Origin of the sequence: Bacillus nakamurai, assembly GCF_001584325.1 — a bacterium.
In the GTDB taxonomy this organism is placed as follows: Bacteria; Bacillota; Bacilli; order Bacillales; family Bacillaceae; genus Bacillus; species Bacillus nakamurai.
In genome coordinates this window covers 1-16,645 of record NZ_LSAZ01000022.1, presented here as the reverse complement: position 1 = coordinate 16,645, position 16,645 = coordinate 1, and the positions used below count along the sequence as shown (strand labels likewise).

The window sequence follows — 16,645 nt, the reverse complement described above, 5'->3', positions numbered from 1 at the left end:
AATGGACACCTCAATTCTTGCATACGACAAAAGTGTAACACGTTTTGTACAGAAATGGAGCGGAAAAACAGGTTTTGCCCGCAATTCTTAAAAGAAAACCCCCATGAAGGGGGCTCTTTTATAAAATCGTGTGCGCCGGCTCTTGGCCCAGCATCTGCTCAATTTTGTTCTGATCATCCAGGACGGCAACCTTTGGCTGGTGGCTTTTCGCTTCTTGATCAGACATCATTTGATAAGAAATAATAATGACTTTGTCACCCTCTTGGACGAGGCGTGCGGCTGCGCCGTTTAAACAGATCACACCGCTTCCCCGTTTTCCGGGAATGATGTAAGTCTCAAGTCTTGCTCCGTTATTATTATTCACAATTTGAACTTTTTCATTAACGAGCATTCCGACGGCATCTAAAAGGTCCTCATCAATCGTGATGCTGCCGACATAATTCAAGTTTGCTTCCGTGACGGTAGCGCGGTGCAGCTTACCGGCCATCATAGTGCGGTACATATTATGATCTCTCCCATTCATCTATATCAATAATGATATTATCAATCAGCCGAGCCTTAGAAAATTGAACGGCGCAGGCAAGAATGATTTTGCCGTTTAACGTTTCAATCGGTGTCAGCTCTGGATAAGCGTATAATTCAACATAGTCGATGACGCCGCTTGTATTTTCGATTATGGCGGTTACGGCTTGTACGACTTCTTCGGGATTTCTTTCACCGTCTCTGATCAGCTCGGCCCCTTTTTGCAGCGCTTTGTAGATCAACGGCGCTTCTTTTCTTTCTGCGGCTGACAGATTTACATTGCGTGAGCTTTTGGCAAGCCCGTCCTCTTCTCTGACGGTATCCACTGCAACCAATTCGATATCCATAAAGAAATCTTCAATCAATCCATCTACAACGGCAGCCTGCTGCGCATCTTTCAGACCGAAATAGGCGCGGTTCGGTTTTATGAGGTTGAAAAACTTCGTCAGAACAGTGGCGACTCCGTCAAAATGGCCTGTGCGGGACCGGCCGCATAATACGTCAGTCCGTCTTTTTACGTGTACGGCTACATTTTGCGCGCCTTTATACATGTCTGTTGCAGACGGCGTAAAGAGAAGGTCAGCTCCCGCCTGTTCTGCCAGCTTAGCATCGCGGTTCAAATCGCGCGGATATGCCTCATAATCCTCACCGGGACCGAATTGTGCCGGATTGACAAAAATGCTCATCACGACGATATCATTTTCCTGCCTCGCTTTTTCAACAAGCGTCAAATGCCCTTCATGCAGAAAACCCATTGTCGGTACAAACCCGATGCTTCGGCCCTCTGACCGGTATTGAGATATCAGTTCTTTCAGCTGTAAAATATCTGTTATTTGTTTCATCGCTTATTTCCCTCCGTACAAGCCTTGCAGCACTGTTTGGTTCAGCTGGAAGGAGTGCTTTTCTTCCGGGAAAACCCGCTCTTTTACATCACGGACATAACCGCTGATCGCCGTTTCAATAGTGCCATCGATCTGGGCGTATTGTTTCACAAACTTCGGTGTTCTTTCTACGCCGTGGCCGACGATATCATGATAGACAAGCACCTGCCCGTCCGCTTCCGGTCCGGCCCCGATTCCGATAACAGGAATCGTTACTTCTTCTTTTATTTTTGCGGTCAGTTCTGCCGGCACACACTCAAGCACGAGCATCATCGCTCCGGCCTGTTCGCATTTGATGCTGTCTTCCAGCAGTTTTTTCGCGCTTTGTTCGTCTTTTCCCTGTACTTTATATCCGCCTAATACACCGACAGATTGCGGTGTAAGCCCTAAATGGCTGACGACCGGAATTCCGCCCAGTGTCAAAGCGCGGATGGATTCGAAAACGCCATCTCCGCCCTCAAGCTTTAACGCGTCCGCGCCGCTTTCCTGAATAATGGCTGCCGCGTTTTTCAGCGTCTCCTCTTTAGAAAGGTGATAAGACATAAACGGCATGTCAGTGACGATAAATGTATTTTTCGCACCGCGTTTTACCGCTTTTGTATGGTGAATCATGTCGCTGACCGTTACGCCGACGGTTGAATCAAGCCCGAGCACGACCATTCCGAGTGAATCCCCGACTAAGATCATGTCAACCCCCGCCTGCTCAGCAAGCTTTGCCTGCGGATAATCATAAGCGGTCAGCATCACGATCGGCTCTCCATTTTCCTTCATTTTCATAAAATCCAACTTTGTTTTCATCCTGTTCTCCTCCTCAAACGGCGAGGAGATGAGCCGCCAGTTCTTTACAAGCAAAAAAACCTTCCGATATGTAAGAAGGATTCTCCACTTATTTTAAAGTTCGGCGAATGTCATCCCTCTGTCCCAGTCCTTTTTTGGATCAAGGCAGACTCTTAGAAAACTCTATTCTGCTGATCAGGTGCAGTTCATTATGATACTGCCCAAAGGAAGTATACCAAATTCAGCAGAGTTGTACCAACTAAGAATGATTGAGTTCGATATCTGCGGAGTAAATCTTTTTTATGCCGTCTTTCGTTTCTAAAAGAAGAACTCCCTCGTCATCAATGCCAAGCGATTTTCCGTAAAACGTCCCCTGCAGGGTTCTCGCCTGAAGCTCATTTCCCAAACCGATCGCATAGCTTTCCCATAATAGCTTGATCGGTGTAAAACCGTGCGTCAAATAATCCAGATAACGTTTTTCAAATGTCTGTAAAATCTCTTGAATCAGTCCGGCTCTGTCAATTTTTTCACCGGCCTCAAGGCTCAGGCTTGTCGCGATGTCTTGAAGCTCGTCGGGAAAATCGGCCGCCTGCTGGTTCACATTGATTCCGATTCCGATAATAACCGAACGGACGCGGTCTTCCTCCGCCTGCAGCTCCGTTAAAATACCGACAGCCTTTTTCCCGTGAATTAATAAATCGTTCGGCCACTTAATGGCTGGCTGTATGCCGGCCGCCGCCTCAATGGCCTGTACGACTGCTACGGCCGATAACAAGGTTAACTGCGGCGCTTTTTGCAGAGGGATGTCGGGTCTGAGTATGAGGCTCATCCATATCCCGTTCCCTTCCTGCGAGTGCCACACTCTGGACATTCTTCCTCTGCCGGCCGTTTGTTTATCGGCCACGACGAGTGTTCCTTCCGGCGCGCCGTCATTGGCCAGTTCATGCGCGGTTTTTTGGGTGGTCGGAAGAACGTCATGGTAATACAGCTGTTTGCCTAAGAATTCGGTCTTCAGCCCGAAACGGATTTCAGATTCACTGAGTTTTCCCGGTTTTTTAATAAGCCTGTATCCTTTTCTTCTGACAGCTTCAACCTCATAGCCCTCTTTGCGGAGTTCTTCAATATGCTTCCAAACAGCGGTTCTCGAACAGCCGAGGGCATCGCTGATTTTTTGCCCGGAGATAAAGCCGTCTCCCGCTTCAGAAAATAAATCTATTAATTGGGTTCTTAATGTTGATCCCACGCTCTAAGCCACTCCTTTATGTTGTGTTTTCGGTTGGAGAGCTTTCCTGCCAGCACCGCCTCTTCAATCCGGCGAAGTTCTTCTGCTACCCATTTTCCCGCCGGACGGTTTCTGAGCGTCATGATATCAGCACCTGAAATATCTAAGTCACGCAGGCTTTTAATCGGCAGCTGATGATATGATCGCTGAACCTCTTTCAGCTTTTGTGCATCGATCGTCTTCGTCTGTTGCAGCATGCTGATTTTGACCGCAGAAAGCAGCGATTGTTCTCCGGCTCGATACATAGCTTCTGTTTCCAGCTTCACCGGGCAGGCGCTGACGATTTGCACCGCTTCTTTTATAACCTTTCCCGGCAGCTTCCACTGTTTTAAAAACGGCTCGCCGTCTTTAGGAAGTATGCGGAGATATAATAAAAGCGCTGCCCAGCGTTCCTCGCGTGTGTCTAAAGCACGAAACGGAAACCCGCACGCCTCAAGCAGCCTGTCCTCTTTGCCTGAAAGGCCGGGCAGCTCTTCGTTCAAACCTGTCTTTACCATCGTTTGAATGGCTTGATGTGAGGATATGCCCTGTAACAATTTCTCAAATTCGACTGTCTTCCGTTCTACAGAGACATGTGACAGCAGTTTTCTATCTTTTATAATGGCCTCTTCGGTCTCTTTTGCAAGAGTGAAGCCGAGCTGGCTCATAAAGCGGACAGCCCTCATCATCCGCAGGGCATCTTCTTGAAAACGGTCTTGCGGATTTCCCACCGTGCGAATCAGCTTTTGTCCGATATCTTGTATTCCGCCGAAATAATCAAGCAGCTCACCATCTGCGGACATCGCCATCGCGTTAATCGTTAAGTCTCTGCGCTTTAAATCCTCTGATAAAGATGTAATAAACTGCACGGCTTCAGGCCGCCTGTAATCTTTATATTCAGATTCCGCACGGAAGGTGGTGACTTCATATGTTTCATCTTCCCATAAGACGATAACCGTACCGTGCTGCTTGCCTACGTCCACGGTCCGCTGAAAGAGGCGCTCCACCTCATCCGGCGAAGCGCTCGTTGCGATATCTACATCGCCTATTTTCCGTTTCATATAGCTGTCTCTTACGGCTCCCCCGACAAAATAAGCCTGATGGCCCGCCTTCGTTAACTGATGAAGGATGGGGAGGGCTTTGACAAATTCCTGTTCCATTTGATCACTCCGGTTCTGCCAATTCGGCATAAATCCGTTCATACTCGCTGACGATTTTTTGCGATGAAAACTCCGTCTTCACCATTTTCAGCGCCTGTTCAGTCAAACGTTTGCTGAGCTCTTTGTCTTCTAAAATAGCGAGCGCTTTTTCAGATGCGGCTTGAATATCACCAACATTCACTAAAAAACCGCTCACTTGATCTTTAATGACTTCCGGGATTCCGCCGATATTCGTTCCGATACACGGCACTCCGCAGGCCATTGCTTCAAGGAGAACGAGTCCGAAACTCTCCTTTTCAGAAAGAAGGAGCTTGAGGTCGCTGATGGAATACAGCTCTTCTACCCTGTCTTGATTTCCGAGCAGCAGCACTTGATCCTGCAAACCGTATTTTTCGACAAGCTGCCAAGCGACGCACTTTTCCGGCCCGTCTCCGACAAGGAGGAGCTTCGCCTTTGTTTTGGCGGCGATATTGCGGAAAACACGGATGACATCCTTGACGCGCTTTACCTTTCTAAAATTAGACACGTGGATAACGACTTTTTCATCCGGTAAAATACCGTGCTTCTGTTTTATACTTTCTGTATTTTTCTTAAGATAAACGCGTTCATCGATAAAGTTGTAAATTGTCTCAATTTTTTTCTCCGGCTTGATTAAATCATATGTTTCGCCGGCAAGTGCGGTTGAAACGGCCGTCACTCTGTCTGATGCCTCAATTGCAAAACGGATTAAATCCTTTAATGACGGATCATACCCTAACACGGTGATATCCGTGCCGTGAAGCGTCGTGACAATACCGATATCCCGCTTAAGCATCTGTTTTGCAAGATAAGCACATACCGCATGAGGCAGCGCGTAATGGGCATGGATGATATCAAGATTTTCCCTTGCTGCGACCTCTGCAATTTTGCTTGCCAAAGTCAGATCGTAAGGCGGATATTTAAATACAGCGTATTGGTTGACTTCCACCTCGTGAAAATGAATATTCGGATGATATGTATTTAATCTGAACGGGATGCTTGATGTAATGAAATGAACTTGGTGCCCCTTTTCCGCAAGAAGCTTGCCGAGTTCCGTCGCAATAATACCCGAGCCTCCGACACTCGGATAGCATGTAATCCCTATTTTTAATGGTCTCATTGTCCGCCCCCAAAAACGTCATCATTCAATATTGGAAGCTGTTTTGTAAAGAAGCCTTCAGCATATCCCGTGCCGGCTTCTTTGCCATACAGCCTTTCCCGCGCTTCCACCATCTCGATATAACCGTTTGTCAGCGGTGTGTTCACTGAATGCTCTGAAGGGATAAACTGGCTTTGATATGCATTTAGGCTCTTTTTCTTCAAATCGATGGTTTCTGTTATATCTATGACAAAATCCGGCCGATGAAAACCATTAATCATATAATAATACACTTTTTCAGCCTTATGAGCCGGCAATTGCTGATGATCTTTGTACTTATGAATGCCCGCGGAAAACACCGCTTCTTCAACTAATGCGGCTGCATTTCCGTGGTCGGGATGGCGGTCTTTCGGATAGGGCATGAAAACGGCTTTCGGCCGGCGGGCTCTGATCACACTGACGATCTGACGGATTGCGTCTTCATTTTTCAAAAGCCCGCGGTCGGGAAGCGTAAGCTGTATTCTCTCTTTTACGCCGAGAATGTGAGCCGCCCGCGCCGCTTCTTCTTTTCTTAGACTTACCGTTCCGTTAGACGATAGTTCCGCTTCAGTCAAATCGCATATGATCGCGGTTTTGCCTTTAGCCGTAAATTTTGCGATTGTGCCGCCCATGCCGATCTCGACATCATCGCTATGGGCACCGAACGCAAGAATATCAAGATGTTCAGACATTCGGCTCTCCCCCGCGCACAAGATTGCGGAAATCAAACGCACCGCCGTCAAGCGTACGGACGAGGATTTCCGCTGTCCCCATGTTTGTGGCAAGCGGGATCGCATATACATCACAGAGGCGGATTAATGCCGAAACATCCGGCTCGTGAGGCTGGGCCGTTAACGGGTCACGCAAAAAGATGACGAGGTCAAGTGCATTTGCCGCAATTAATGCGCCGATTTGCTGATCTCCCCCAAGCGGACCGGATTGAAAGCGTTCAACGGACAAACCGGTCGCTTCTTGAATTTTTAAGCCTGTCGTACCGGTCGCATATAAATCGTGATGGCTTAATATGTCCTTATAGGCAGTCACAAACTGCACCATATCCTGCTTTTTTTTATCGTGAGCAATCAAAGCGATTTTCATTTGATTTTCTCCCCCCTTGCCGATTCAATCGATAATATTTTCGAGCCCGTACACAAGCTGGTCTATTTTCATCACTTGCTCTACAGACAGCTTCACTCCTGACATAAAGGAAGCGCGGTTATAGGAATCATGGCGCAGTTTAAGCGTCTGGCCGTCCATGCCGAACATGACTTCCTGATGGGCGATGAGGCCCGGCAGGCGGACGCTGTGAAGACGGATGCCGTTTAATTCGGCACCGCGGGCGCCCGGAAGAATTTCTTTTTCATCAGGGTGGCCCTGCTGTTTTTCTGAACGGACGCTTGAGATCATCTCCGCCGTTTTCAGCGCTGTTCCGCTCGGAGCATCCAGTTTTTGGTCATGGTGGAGTTCAATGATTTCGACATCTTCAAAATAATTGGCGGCCATTTGAGAAAATTTCATCATCAGCACCGCTCCCAGCGCAAAGTTCGGGGCAATGATGGCGCCGATTTCTTTTTCTTCTGTCAATGCGTGAAGCTCCTGTAAATCCGCTTCAGAAAACCCTGTCGTCCCCACTACCGGGCGAACGCCGTGTTCAAGGGCCGCTTTTGTATGTTTTTTGCCGATTTCAGGCGTTGTTAAATCGATCAGCACATCCGGCTTTGTTTCTCGAAAACACGCGCGGATATCTGTATAAATGAGAGCGTCTGAATCAGCAGACATCACCTCTCGCAATGTTTTCTGATCGTATGTATGGTCAATGGCGCCGACCAGTTCAAAATGAGGCGTGCGGATGGCAAGCTTTACGGCCTCCTGCCCCATTCTGCCCCGCGGCCCCGCGATTACTACTTTAATGGTTTCGTTTGACATGATTTCTCCTACTTTCCTTCTTCTATTCTTGTCCAGCGGTCTTTATCTCTTGTATTAAATTTATGCATCACGCGGTTATGGGCTTCCTCTAATGAAATATCAAGGGAATTGGCCAGGCAGATCAAGACGAACAGCACATCGCCCATTTCCTCTTCCATGCTTTTATCATTTTCCGTCGTTTTTTTCGGCTTTTCACCATAATAATGGTTGACTTCTCTTGCGAGTTCGCCCAGCTCTTCCGTGAGACGGGCCATCATGGCAAGCGGGCTGAAATAGCCTTCTTTAAATTGGCCGATATAGTCATCTACCTCAGCTTGTAAGTCTTTCATTGTTTTGTCACTCACTGTGCGAATACCTCCTGTCATCTCTTCCATGTTAGCTAATTCAAGTACGTTTGACAAATGTTTAAAACGGGAGTTTGCTGTTTTCTTTTGTATCCACTATAATATTAACGCAATCTTATGGAAGGAAAAGGAGTTTGATGCAATGTTTGGAGAAATCAGATTAAAGAATATTTGCTTTATCTTAATCGGCGCCGCTATTTTTTCATTCGGACTGGTTCATTTTAATATGCAGAACAATTTGGCGGAAGGCGGATTTACCGGCATTACTTTGCTTTTATATGCGTTATTTCACATCAGCCCGTCGATTTCCAACCTTGTATTAAACATTCCGATTTTTTTCATCGGCTGGCGCATGCTCGGCCGGACAATGTTTGTCTACACCATTATCGGGACTGTGTCTCTTTCAATCTTCCTCAGTATTTTTCAGCGCTACGAAATCCATATGCCGTTACAACACGATTTGGCGCTGGCCGCTTTGTTTGCCGGTGTGTTTATCGGCGCCGGGCTGGGGATTATTTTCAAATTCGGGGGCACGACGGGCGGGGTCGATATCATTGCCCGCTTAATCAATAAATTTTCCGGAATCCCGATGGGACGCACGATGTTCGCTTTTGATGCCTGTGTCATTCTTCTGTCCCTGTTTACGTATCTTTCCTACAAAGAAGCGATGTACACGCTTGTTGCCGTTTTTGTGGCGGCGCGATTAATTGATTTCATTCAGGAGGGCGGGTATGCCGCAAAAGGGGCAACGATTATTTCTTCAAAAAACCACTTGATTCAGCAAAAAATCATTGAAGAAATGGAAAGAGGCGTAACCGTTTTAAAAGGACAGGGCTCTTATACAAAAGAAGACAGAGACGTTCTTTACTGCGTCGTTCCGAAAAACGAAATTGTGATGCTGAAAAGCGTCATTACCTCTGTCGATCCGCACGCGTTTGTTGCTGTAAGCGACGTTCATGATGTGCTTGGCGAAGGGTTTACGCTTGATGAAAATAAAAACCCAATCAGACGATAATAAAAAGGCGGCCCATGCCGCCTTTACTCTCTTCTCCATTTCACAACCGGTGATTTCTTTTTTTGCAGACGGGCGGCAAACGCCGGGCTGATATTCAGCGTCTGCTCCACGAACCTGTGCGGTGTCAGTGCCAGCCACTGGTTTAAGGAAACATCTTCGAACCGGTCGCTTTTAAATATTTCAAAAAAACGCAGGACCGTATCACCGATATTTTGAATATAATGGCCCATCGCAAAAGGAACATACCCTACGTCACCGGCTTGATAATTAAACGTCCGCGCTCTTCCTTCCGCCGCAAAAACGGTCATTCTCGCTTCTCCTGAAAGATAATACTGCCATTCATCCGTATTCGGATGCCAATGCAATTCTCTCATTCCCCCGGGTTCGACTTCCACAAGGGCTGCGGCTATTGTTTTTGATACCTTAAATGTTTTTGAATCTACGATCTTCACTTTACCGCCGCTTGTGACGAGAGGTTTTTGCTGCGAAAGTTTATAGCTGAACGGTTCTAATACCGTGCCTTGCGGGGAAGTGATTTTCACATTGCTGATCGGAGGAGGCGGTTCCAGCTGAAACATGTAGCGCTCTTTTTTAGGGATGTATTCCAGTTCATAGTCCGGCACACCGAAATTTGCGGCAAGCACGCTGCGCGGAGTATGGGCAAACCATCCCGTTACCGAGAAGGTGCTGTTTTCTGAAAAAGAGCCGTCATCAAATACGAGCAGAAATTCACTGCCTTGTTCCATGCCTTGAATCGAATGAGGGACGCCTGAGGGAAAATACCACAGATCACCTTCACCGACATCATCTATAAAATTCCGCCCGTTTTGGTCAACCGCGGTTAAGCGTACTTTTCCGTTTAACACATAACCCCATTCCGCTTCTTTATGCCAATGAAGCTCCCGCACCGCACCGGGCTTCAGCCTCATATTTACCGCTGCAATGCTTTTGGAAACCGGCAGTTCTCTCACTGTCACCTCTCTTGACCATCCGCCTTCTTCAAGTCTCATATGTGTATCCGAAAAAGAGAATTTCAGGTTCTCCACCGTTCCGGCGTCCGTTGACGGCGGTACGAGCATATCAGGATTTTGGAAATCGCGCGCGATATTTCGCGGCCCTTCATCAGTCGCCCCTTTTCTGCCCCTGATCGGCTGCGGGATTTGCTTTGAGGCTAATTGCTGAATAAGTTTTTTCATGAGCTAAGCTCCTTTGCAGCAATGTTTTTCACTTAGGATATTCCCGTTTTTTCGCTTTGTTTTTTTCCGCTCTGTATTTTCTGTAACCGACGTAGGTCAGCGCCGTGATGATAATGCCGCCTGTTGTCAGGATGACCCAGAGCAGCGACGGGTCGGCATCATCGCGTTCCACCTTGTCAAAGACACGCTTTAAATCCTTTTGCAAAAGCGTCAGCCGTTCGAGCTTTGTTCCTTGTGTCATCTGCTGAAACCCTTCCTGCTCAATGACCTCTATATGTTTCGCGACCGTATCAAGCTGATCGGCTGAAATATCCATCGTCAGGCTGGGATAGATTAAATCATATAATGATATAAATTCATTCCATTTTTCATTGAAGTTTTCACTTCCGTTGCCGCTGACATCTTCCTTTAAAGCGCTGAATGTAGACATAATCGGTTTTTCAAGCGAACCCCACAGCGGATCGGAGTGGTGTTCCATTGCATCCATTACCATTCTGAATTGGGCAGCAGCCCGCATTTTTTCAGTATCTGAAGCGTCGGCCTGTTTTAATGCACGCACCAAATCGTTGTAGCCTAAAGTCACTTGCCTTACTTCGGCTCCTGTCAGCGCGTCAGCATTTTTCATTTTTTTCTTAAAGTAGGCAAGCACTTGCAGCGCCTCATCATACTGCGAATGCCGCGTCATTTGAAAAACGGTATCCGAGAGGTCATTTAATTCTTTGAGGCCCCCCTCTCCTTCGGCTTTGGCAGTTGTCATGAACATAAGAGCAAGCAAAAGACAGATTGTCAGCTTTCGTTTCATAGAGGTCCCTCCCACTCCTTCTCTGTACAGAATATGAGGAACGGGACAAGGTTAGACCAAGATTATATCAATGTAAGTCAAGCTTCATTCGTTTTTTGAAAATCACCAAATAGTATGCGAGGCCGAGAGAAAATATACTGAGCCAGAATGTAGCATACCCGATCTCATGCGTATAGGCACTCAGCATCGAATAGCGGGGCATCATACCGAAAAGATAGTCAATGGCATCATTATGAAGCGTCCAAACCGCGGCGGCGGCAAGATGCCATAATCGAAAGCGGAAATACGGGCTGTATAAAACGCCTTGTACGGCCATTGCAAAGTGCGAGGCAATCAGCATGTACCCTTCCCAGGGGACTTGTCCCATTTCAATCAAAACAAACACATTCATTCCGACCGCCCACAGGCCGTACTTTACAAGCGTCACAAGCGCCAGCGCTTCAAACAGCGGAGCATTCCTTTTCATGAGAAACGCCAATAGCACAAACAGGAAAAAAAACGTCGCCGTCGGGCTGTCGGGAACAAAAATAAGAAATCGCGCCGGCGTGTCCATCAGCTGCGGCATATACCAATAATAACCGTAAACCGTACCGATAAAATTAACGGCAAGGACAAGCCGCAGCATGCCGCGCTGTCCTAGAATATAGGAGATCCACCTCATACCATCAACTCTCAGTCTGTCAAAAATATGTATCATGCAAAAAAAGCTGACATCTGGTCAGCTCTTTTCATAAAAGTATATCCTGCTATTGTCCAATTCACAATACGTTTATTTCGAAGTCGTTTCAGAAATGAATTTAGCCAGCTGATCAAGCTGTTTATCATTTCCTTTAAAAACGCCGGCAGGCATCTGCCCTTTTCCTTTCACGGCGATTTTTTTAATTTCCTCAGGGCTCAGGCCGTTATCGACCAAGGAAGGCCCCGCTCCCCCGCCTTGAAGATTATCTCCGTGGCAGGAAATACAGCCTTGTTCTTTAAACACTTTATAGCCGTCTGATTCTGTATCAATGGCGGCTTCTTTTTTAATTTTCCCTTGCTCCTCCGCTTTCGCCCAGTCATGTGTGGCGACTGACTGCCATGTTAAAAATATGGTCGCGCAAATCGCCAAAAGCATCATGCCGACGGCAACCGGACGCTTCCACGGCCTTCTCTCTGCGCCCCTGTCGAGAAACGGTGCCAAAAGCAGCGATCCGAAGGCAAGCCCCGGCATAATCATTGCGCCGATAACCGTATAGCTTCCTGCGGCATATTCATATTTCAGCAGCTGGTATAAAAATAGAAAATACCAATCAGGCAGCGGAATATATCCCGTATCCGTCGGGTCCGCCATCCGTTCCAAAGGCGGCTGGTGCACAATCGTTAAGACAAGAAATCCAACGAGAAATACGGCCCCGACCATCCACTCCTTCAGCAGGAAATTCGGCCAGAACGCCTCTGTCTTTCCCGGATACTCTGAATAGTCCTTCGGTATATTCGGTTTCTTTTCAGCAGGTATCCTTGAATCACCCACAAACTTCATCCCTTTACCCCGGTGCATGTCATCCCCTCCCTTTTTATCAGATCAGTATTAAAGCGGCCCTGAAATCCCCTGCTTGCGTATCATGACAAAATGCGCGCCCATGAGCGCAAACAAAGCGGCAGGGAGAAAAAATACGTGAATCGCAAAAAATCTCGTCAGCGTTTGAGCGCCGACAATATCGTGGTGACCGGCAAGAAGGGTTTTCACCTGTGCTCCGATCAGCGGCGTCGCTTCCGCTATTTGAAGACCGACCTTTGTCGCAAACAGCGCCTTCATATCCCAAGGAAGCAAGTATCCTGTAAAACCAAGGCCGAGCATCACAAAAAAGATTAACACACCGACGATCCAGTTCAACTCCCGCGGCTTTTTATAAGCCCCCTGAAAGAAAACCCTCAGCGTATGTAAAAACATCATTACGATAACTAAGCTGGCACCCCAGTGATGCATTCCCCGTACAATCTGTCCGAAAGCGACTTCATTCTGCAAATAATAAACCGATTCCCATGCATTTTTTATATCCGGCACATAATACATCGTCAAAAACATTCCGGACAGCACTTGGATAACGGTTACAAAAAACGTGAGTCCTCCAAAACAGTATACAAAAGCCGAGAAATGGTGGGCGGGATTCACATGTTCCGGCACCTCATGGTCGGCAATATCCCGCCACATCGGCGTAATATCGAGACGTTCATCCACCCAGTCATAAATTTTATTCAGCATGTCACCCTTCCCCCCTAGGCTTCGCTTTTCCAAGATACAAAAAGCCGTCCTTTACTTTTTGCTCATAACGGTCAAGAGGCGCGAGCGGCGGTGTGCCGGGGACATTCGTGCCGTCTTTTTCATACAGCCCGTAATGGCAGGGACAAAAGAACTTATTCGGATTTTTCGGATCGTTGTTCCAGTTGACGGTGCATCCCAAATGCTTGCAAATCGGCGAAAGCGCTACAATTTCATCCCCATGTTTGTAGACCCAGGCTGATCTGGATTCCTCCGATTCGTACCACGCATCGACTTGATGAATTTTAAAGTCAAAGCGCTTCGGTTCTTTTGTCAGCTCATCCACGCTGACAACCTGCACCATTTTTTGATTTCCGGTCGGTTTTAAAACCGGGTCCAAAGCAAAACGCACCATAGGCATAAGCGCACTGGCGGCCATAAATCCCCCTACGCCGGTGAGCGCATAATTTAAAAATTGCCGTCTTGATATATCGTGTTTTCCGCCCATCTCTTCCCCCCCCTAAAGATTGACCAAAAATTAACTAAAATAGAAAATAATTCTGAGATATGACACCCTCATAATATATGAATCTCTCAGCAAGGTCAACAGAGGCAAAACGGCTGTTTTGCGGGAAATACAATTGTTTTTACGAATTGTTCCACTTCTGTAACAAAACGTTCAAAATTTCCCCGCACTTGTCATCCGCTATCTTTCTCTTTAAAGAATCTTTCATATGTTCAAACGGAACGGCCGGTATGTATATGACATCAGGCCCTATCTCTGAGTCCTTCCATTTCTCATCTGCCGTCAAAAATACGGCATGCCGAAACTGAGACATCACCTCTTCTTTAACCTTTTGAAGCTGACTGATTTGAGTTTGATCTATATCAACATATGTATATGAGGGGAATAAATATACCCGTCCCTTTAATTGGCGCTCAAGCTCTTCTGAAAGCAATTGAGTGCTTTCCCCCTGTTCAGCCGCCTCTTTTAAACCGCCTGGCGATTTTATGGAAATTAAAGGGATGACAGCGGTGTCAATGTAATCTATAGACTGTAAGTAGGCATTGGCATCAGCGGCTCTCCATCTCATGTCTGATTCCTCCTTTTTTACGGCAACAAGCCTTGCATGTGCTGCAAGGCTGTCATTTATGTGAGCTGATTCAATTGGCGGGAAAGCTGTTCAAAGGCTTCTTTATCTTGACGGTCTAACGCATCATCGATATCTTTGAGCAATTTTTCCCGCTGGAATGTGGAGATTGCATGTTCCAATATTTGTTCGGCCATGCCTTGATCCTTTTTATTTTCAAACAGATCCTTCGGCAGATGCGGATTAGATTCAAGCACCGCCGCATATTCAGGCGAGCTGTAGGCTGAACGGAAATTCAACTGGATAAACAGATCCTGCTGTTTATTTAATCGGATATCATGAAAAGATTTTTCGGCGTCAGTGGTCATGACATTTTCTTTATAAAACCGAAACGGCACCTCTTCAACACAATGAGTAGACATGATAATGCCTCTTGGGCAAAACTCGGCTTGTTCTACGAAATGGACTTTTTCCATTAATGAATCATGGCTCATTAAATAATTTAAGATCCATACGCACTCCCGGCGTTTAAGCTGATAATGATTTAAAAACCAACGGATAAAATCCTTTTTTTCATTGACAGAAACAGGGGTCTGCATGTAATTCCCTCCTCTATCGATCGTATAATCTCATATCACTTATACATTCAACAAGCATGGCAGAAAATCCTGCTTATCTTAAAAATTCATCCTCTATCCGTAAGATTGTTTCTTCAAGCTCTTCATTCGCCCCGTCCATCGTGAGCACTTGTTTCAAAAGCGGCAGCGCTTCTTTTTGGAGGCCCTCTTCTAATAGGAAGTGAGCGTATTCATATAAGAAATCCCGATCCTCTTGATAGTGGAGATACGCGGCTTCGAAGCTTTTTTTCGCTTCATCATATTGCTCAAGGCCGGTATAGGCGCTCGCCAAATACCAATTGTATTTCGGATCTTCTTCGCCATAGCTGCGGACTTCCTGAATCAAATCAATGATCTGTTCAAAGCTCTCTTCTTTATGGTAAACGGCCAACAGGGTGTGGAGCGCTTCCACATAACCCGGGTCAAGCGCCAGCGCTTCCTGAAGAAGTGTTTTGCCTTCCTCTTCATTCCCGAGCTTTAAAGCCATTTTCGCCGCATAGAGAAAAAGCTCTTTATTGTATTCATCGTATGTGATGCCCTCTTTAGCTGTTTTTAATGCCTCTTCATACATGCCTTCTGTCTCGTAGCTTTTAGCAAGCGGCATATAAAGCGAAGAATAAGACGGATCAAGCCCTTTCAGGTCTGACAGCTGTTTAATGGCGGTTTTAACCATACCGGCTTGATAAGCCGTGAATCCGTAGCCGAAAATCGTATTAGGTTCTGTATTTTCCTCCGCCGCTTTTTCATACCATGAAATCGCTTCTTCAAATTCACCCGCTGCGCTTAGGGATTCAGCCAATCGCTGGTGAACGTTTACGCCTCCGATCTCACTTTGTTCTCTTGCCGTTTCTTTAAAATACGGCACGGCTTTTGCGTATGATCCTTGGGTAAAGTATAATTCGCCTAATGCGAAATCAATGACAGGTTCTTGTTTTAAAATGGCTTTCGCCTGTAAAAGCTTTTGCTCACTTACTTCAAATAAACCTTGCATCTGATATAAATCAGCCATTAAAAGGAGGCTTTCCGGATAAGACGGGTCTTCCGGAGAAATCGTCTCCAACACCTCGAGGGCTTTTTCTTCTTCATCAATATCTATTAGCAATTCTGCGTAAAAATTCGTCAGCTCTGACTCCTCTGGGTAGAGGTCATGCAAATCGCTGATCAGCGAAATGGCTTTTTCCGCATTTCCCCATTCGTAATAAAGCTGGGCTGCAATGGCTTTATCTTCATCGTGAAGCTGTTTTTCCGCTTTTGAAAGCGCTTTGAGTCCCTTTTCGGTTTCACCTGCTTCAACTAATTTTATGGCTTCTTGAATCAATGTATTCAAATCAGACCGGTCCTTTCTTTTCCTATACATCATCAACCAATGAAAAGGGTTTTTATTCGGGTTAACCTTATCATAATTCAGACAGAAGCTGCCCGCAAATAAGATGCTTCACCCGGCATTATAGTTTATCAAAAAATCCGCATCAGGAAAACGGCAAAAAGGGAGACAGCATCTTTATACTAAAACAGCGGCTTTCACTCCGGCTGCTTCTGTAACGAAAACGCATCCCCCCTTTCTTTATTTTTTCTGTTTAAGACAAGCTATGTTCCAGCCCGTCATTTTATGATTTCCGTACTGAAAAAAGCCTGAAGAATCAGGGACTGACCCCCGT

The 16,645-nt window shown here is 46.4% G+C and carries 20 protein-coding genes; 1 reads left to right on the top strand and 19 read right to left on the bottom strand.

Annotated elements, in window-relative coordinates; translation table 11 throughout:
* Window positions 1–118: 118 nt before the first annotated feature.
* The 10 genes from panD to AXI59_RS11140 all read right to left on the bottom strand — a co-directional run bounded on the left by panD (window position 119) and on the right by AXI59_RS11140 (window position 8,027).
* Complete coding sequence (panD, locus tag AXI59_RS11185; RefSeq protein WP_061520981.1) at window positions 119–502, bottom strand: aspartate 1-decarboxylase; 384 nt, start codon at window positions 500–502, stop codon at window positions 119–121.
* Between the two features lies 1 nt (window position 503).
* Entirely contained in the window at window positions 504–1,364 is an 861-nt protein-coding gene (panC, locus tag AXI59_RS11180) for a pantoate--beta-alanine ligase (protein ID WP_061528230.1), read from the bottom strand.
* Window positions 1,365–1,367: 3 nt separating this feature from the next.
* Window positions 1,368–2,201, bottom strand: a complete 834-nt coding sequence (panB, locus tag AXI59_RS11175; RefSeq protein ID WP_061528229.1) for a 3-methyl-2-oxobutanoate hydroxymethyltransferase — start codon at window positions 2,199–2,201, stop codon at window positions 1,368–1,370.
* 238 nt (window positions 2,202–2,439) lie between these two features.
* Window positions 2,440–3,423, bottom strand: coding sequence for a biotin--[acetyl-CoA-carboxylase] ligase (locus tag AXI59_RS11170; protein WP_061520978.1), 984 nt, complete (start codon window positions 3,421–3,423; stop codon window positions 2,440–2,442).
* Window positions 3,408–4,601, bottom strand: coding sequence for a CCA tRNA nucleotidyltransferase (locus AXI59_RS11165; RefSeq protein ID WP_061528228.1), 1,194 nt, complete (start codon window positions 4,599–4,601; stop codon window positions 3,408–3,410). Before AXI59_RS11165 ends, AXI59_RS11170 begins: the two co-directional genes overlap by 16 nt.
* Before the next feature lie 4 nt (window positions 4,602–4,605).
* A complete protein-coding gene (bshA, locus tag AXI59_RS11160; RefSeq protein WP_061528227.1) occupies window positions 4,606–5,739 on the bottom strand; it encodes an N-acetyl-alpha-D-glucosaminyl L-malate synthase BshA in 1,134 nt (377 codons plus the stop codon).
* Complete coding sequence (gene bshB1, locus AXI59_RS11155; protein ID WP_061520975.1) at window positions 5,736–6,449, bottom strand: bacillithiol biosynthesis deacetylase BshB1; 714 nt, start codon at window positions 6,447–6,449, stop codon at window positions 5,736–5,738. The genes bshA and bshB1 overlap by 4 nt, the downstream gene beginning before the upstream one ends.
* Window positions 6,442–6,855, bottom strand: a complete 414-nt coding sequence (mgsA, locus tag AXI59_RS11150) for a methylglyoxal synthase (RefSeq protein ID WP_061528226.1) — start codon at window positions 6,853–6,855, stop codon at window positions 6,442–6,444. Before mgsA ends, bshB1 begins: the two co-directional genes overlap by 8 nt.
* A 24-nt stretch (window positions 6,856–6,879) precedes the next feature.
* Window positions 6,880–7,683: a 4-hydroxy-tetrahydrodipicolinate reductase gene (dapB, locus tag AXI59_RS11145; protein WP_061528225.1), complete on the bottom strand. Its 804-nt coding sequence runs from the start codon at window positions 7,681–7,683 to the stop codon at window positions 6,880–6,882.
* Between the two features lie 8 nt (window positions 7,684–7,691).
* On the bottom strand, window positions 7,692–8,027 hold the full coding sequence (locus tag AXI59_RS11140) for a nucleotide pyrophosphohydrolase (RefSeq protein ID WP_061520972.1): 336 nt from the start codon (window positions 8,025–8,027) through the stop codon (window positions 7,692–7,694).
* Between the two features lie 142 nt (window positions 8,028–8,169).
* Here AXI59_RS11140 and AXI59_RS11135 point away from each other — a divergent pair, with 142 nt between their 5' ends.
* Window positions 8,170–9,042: a YitT family protein gene (locus AXI59_RS11135; protein WP_061528224.1), complete on the top strand. Its 873-nt coding sequence runs from the start codon at window positions 8,170–8,172 to the stop codon at window positions 9,040–9,042.
* A gap of 23 nt (window positions 9,043–9,065) precedes the next feature.
* Here the strand turns inward: AXI59_RS11135 and AXI59_RS11130 are convergent, their stop codons facing one another.
* The 9 genes from AXI59_RS11130 to AXI59_RS11090 form a co-directional block, all read right to left on the bottom strand.
* Entirely contained in the window at window positions 9,066–10,238 is a 1,173-nt protein-coding gene (locus tag AXI59_RS11130) for an oxalate decarboxylase family bicupin (protein WP_061528223.1), read from the bottom strand.
* Window positions 10,239–10,266: 28 nt separating this feature from the next.
* Window positions 10,267–11,040, bottom strand: coding sequence for a sporulation protein YpjB (gene ypjB / locus AXI59_RS11125; protein WP_061528222.1), 774 nt, complete (start codon window positions 11,038–11,040; stop codon window positions 10,267–10,269).
* A gap of 67 nt (window positions 11,041–11,107) precedes the next feature.
* Window positions 11,108–11,701 (bottom strand): lipoprotein heptaprenylglyceryl N-acetyltransferase LhaT, encoded by a 594-nt coding sequence (gene lhaT / locus AXI59_RS11120; RefSeq protein WP_061520968.1) that lies wholly within the window; start codon window positions 11,699–11,701, stop codon window positions 11,108–11,110.
* Between the two features lie 108 nt (window positions 11,702–11,809).
* Window positions 11,810–12,577: a menaquinol-cytochrome c reductase cytochrome b/c subunit gene (locus AXI59_RS11115; protein WP_061520967.1), complete on the bottom strand. Its 768-nt coding sequence runs from the start codon at window positions 12,575–12,577 to the stop codon at window positions 11,810–11,812.
* Window positions 12,578–12,607: 30 nt separating this feature from the next.
* The gene (gene qcrB, locus AXI59_RS11110) at window positions 12,608–13,282 is read right to left on the bottom strand and encodes a menaquinol-cytochrome c reductase cytochrome b subunit (protein ID WP_003153485.1); all 675 of its coding nucleotides are present in this window, start codon (window positions 13,280–13,282) and stop codon (window positions 12,608–12,610) included.
* Between the two features lies 1 nt (window position 13,283).
* Window positions 13,284–13,787, bottom strand: coding sequence for a Rieske (2Fe-2S) protein (locus AXI59_RS11105; RefSeq protein WP_061520966.1), 504 nt, complete (start codon window positions 13,785–13,787; stop codon window positions 13,284–13,286).
* A gap of 139 nt (window positions 13,788–13,926) precedes the next feature.
* A complete protein-coding gene (locus tag AXI59_RS11100; RefSeq protein WP_061528221.1) occupies window positions 13,927–14,373 on the bottom strand; it encodes a YpiF family protein in 447 nt (148 codons plus the stop codon).
* Window positions 14,374–14,429: 56 nt separating this feature from the next.
* Window positions 14,430–14,969, bottom strand: coding sequence for a ReoY family proteolytic degradation factor (locus tag AXI59_RS11095; protein WP_061528220.1), 540 nt, complete (start codon window positions 14,967–14,969; stop codon window positions 14,430–14,432).
* 73 nt (window positions 14,970–15,042) lie between these two features.
* Window positions 15,043–16,314: a tetratricopeptide repeat protein gene (locus tag AXI59_RS11090; protein ID WP_061528219.1), complete on the bottom strand. Its 1,272-nt coding sequence runs from the start codon at window positions 16,312–16,314 to the stop codon at window positions 15,043–15,045.
* Window positions 16,315–16,645 lie beyond the last annotated feature (331 nt).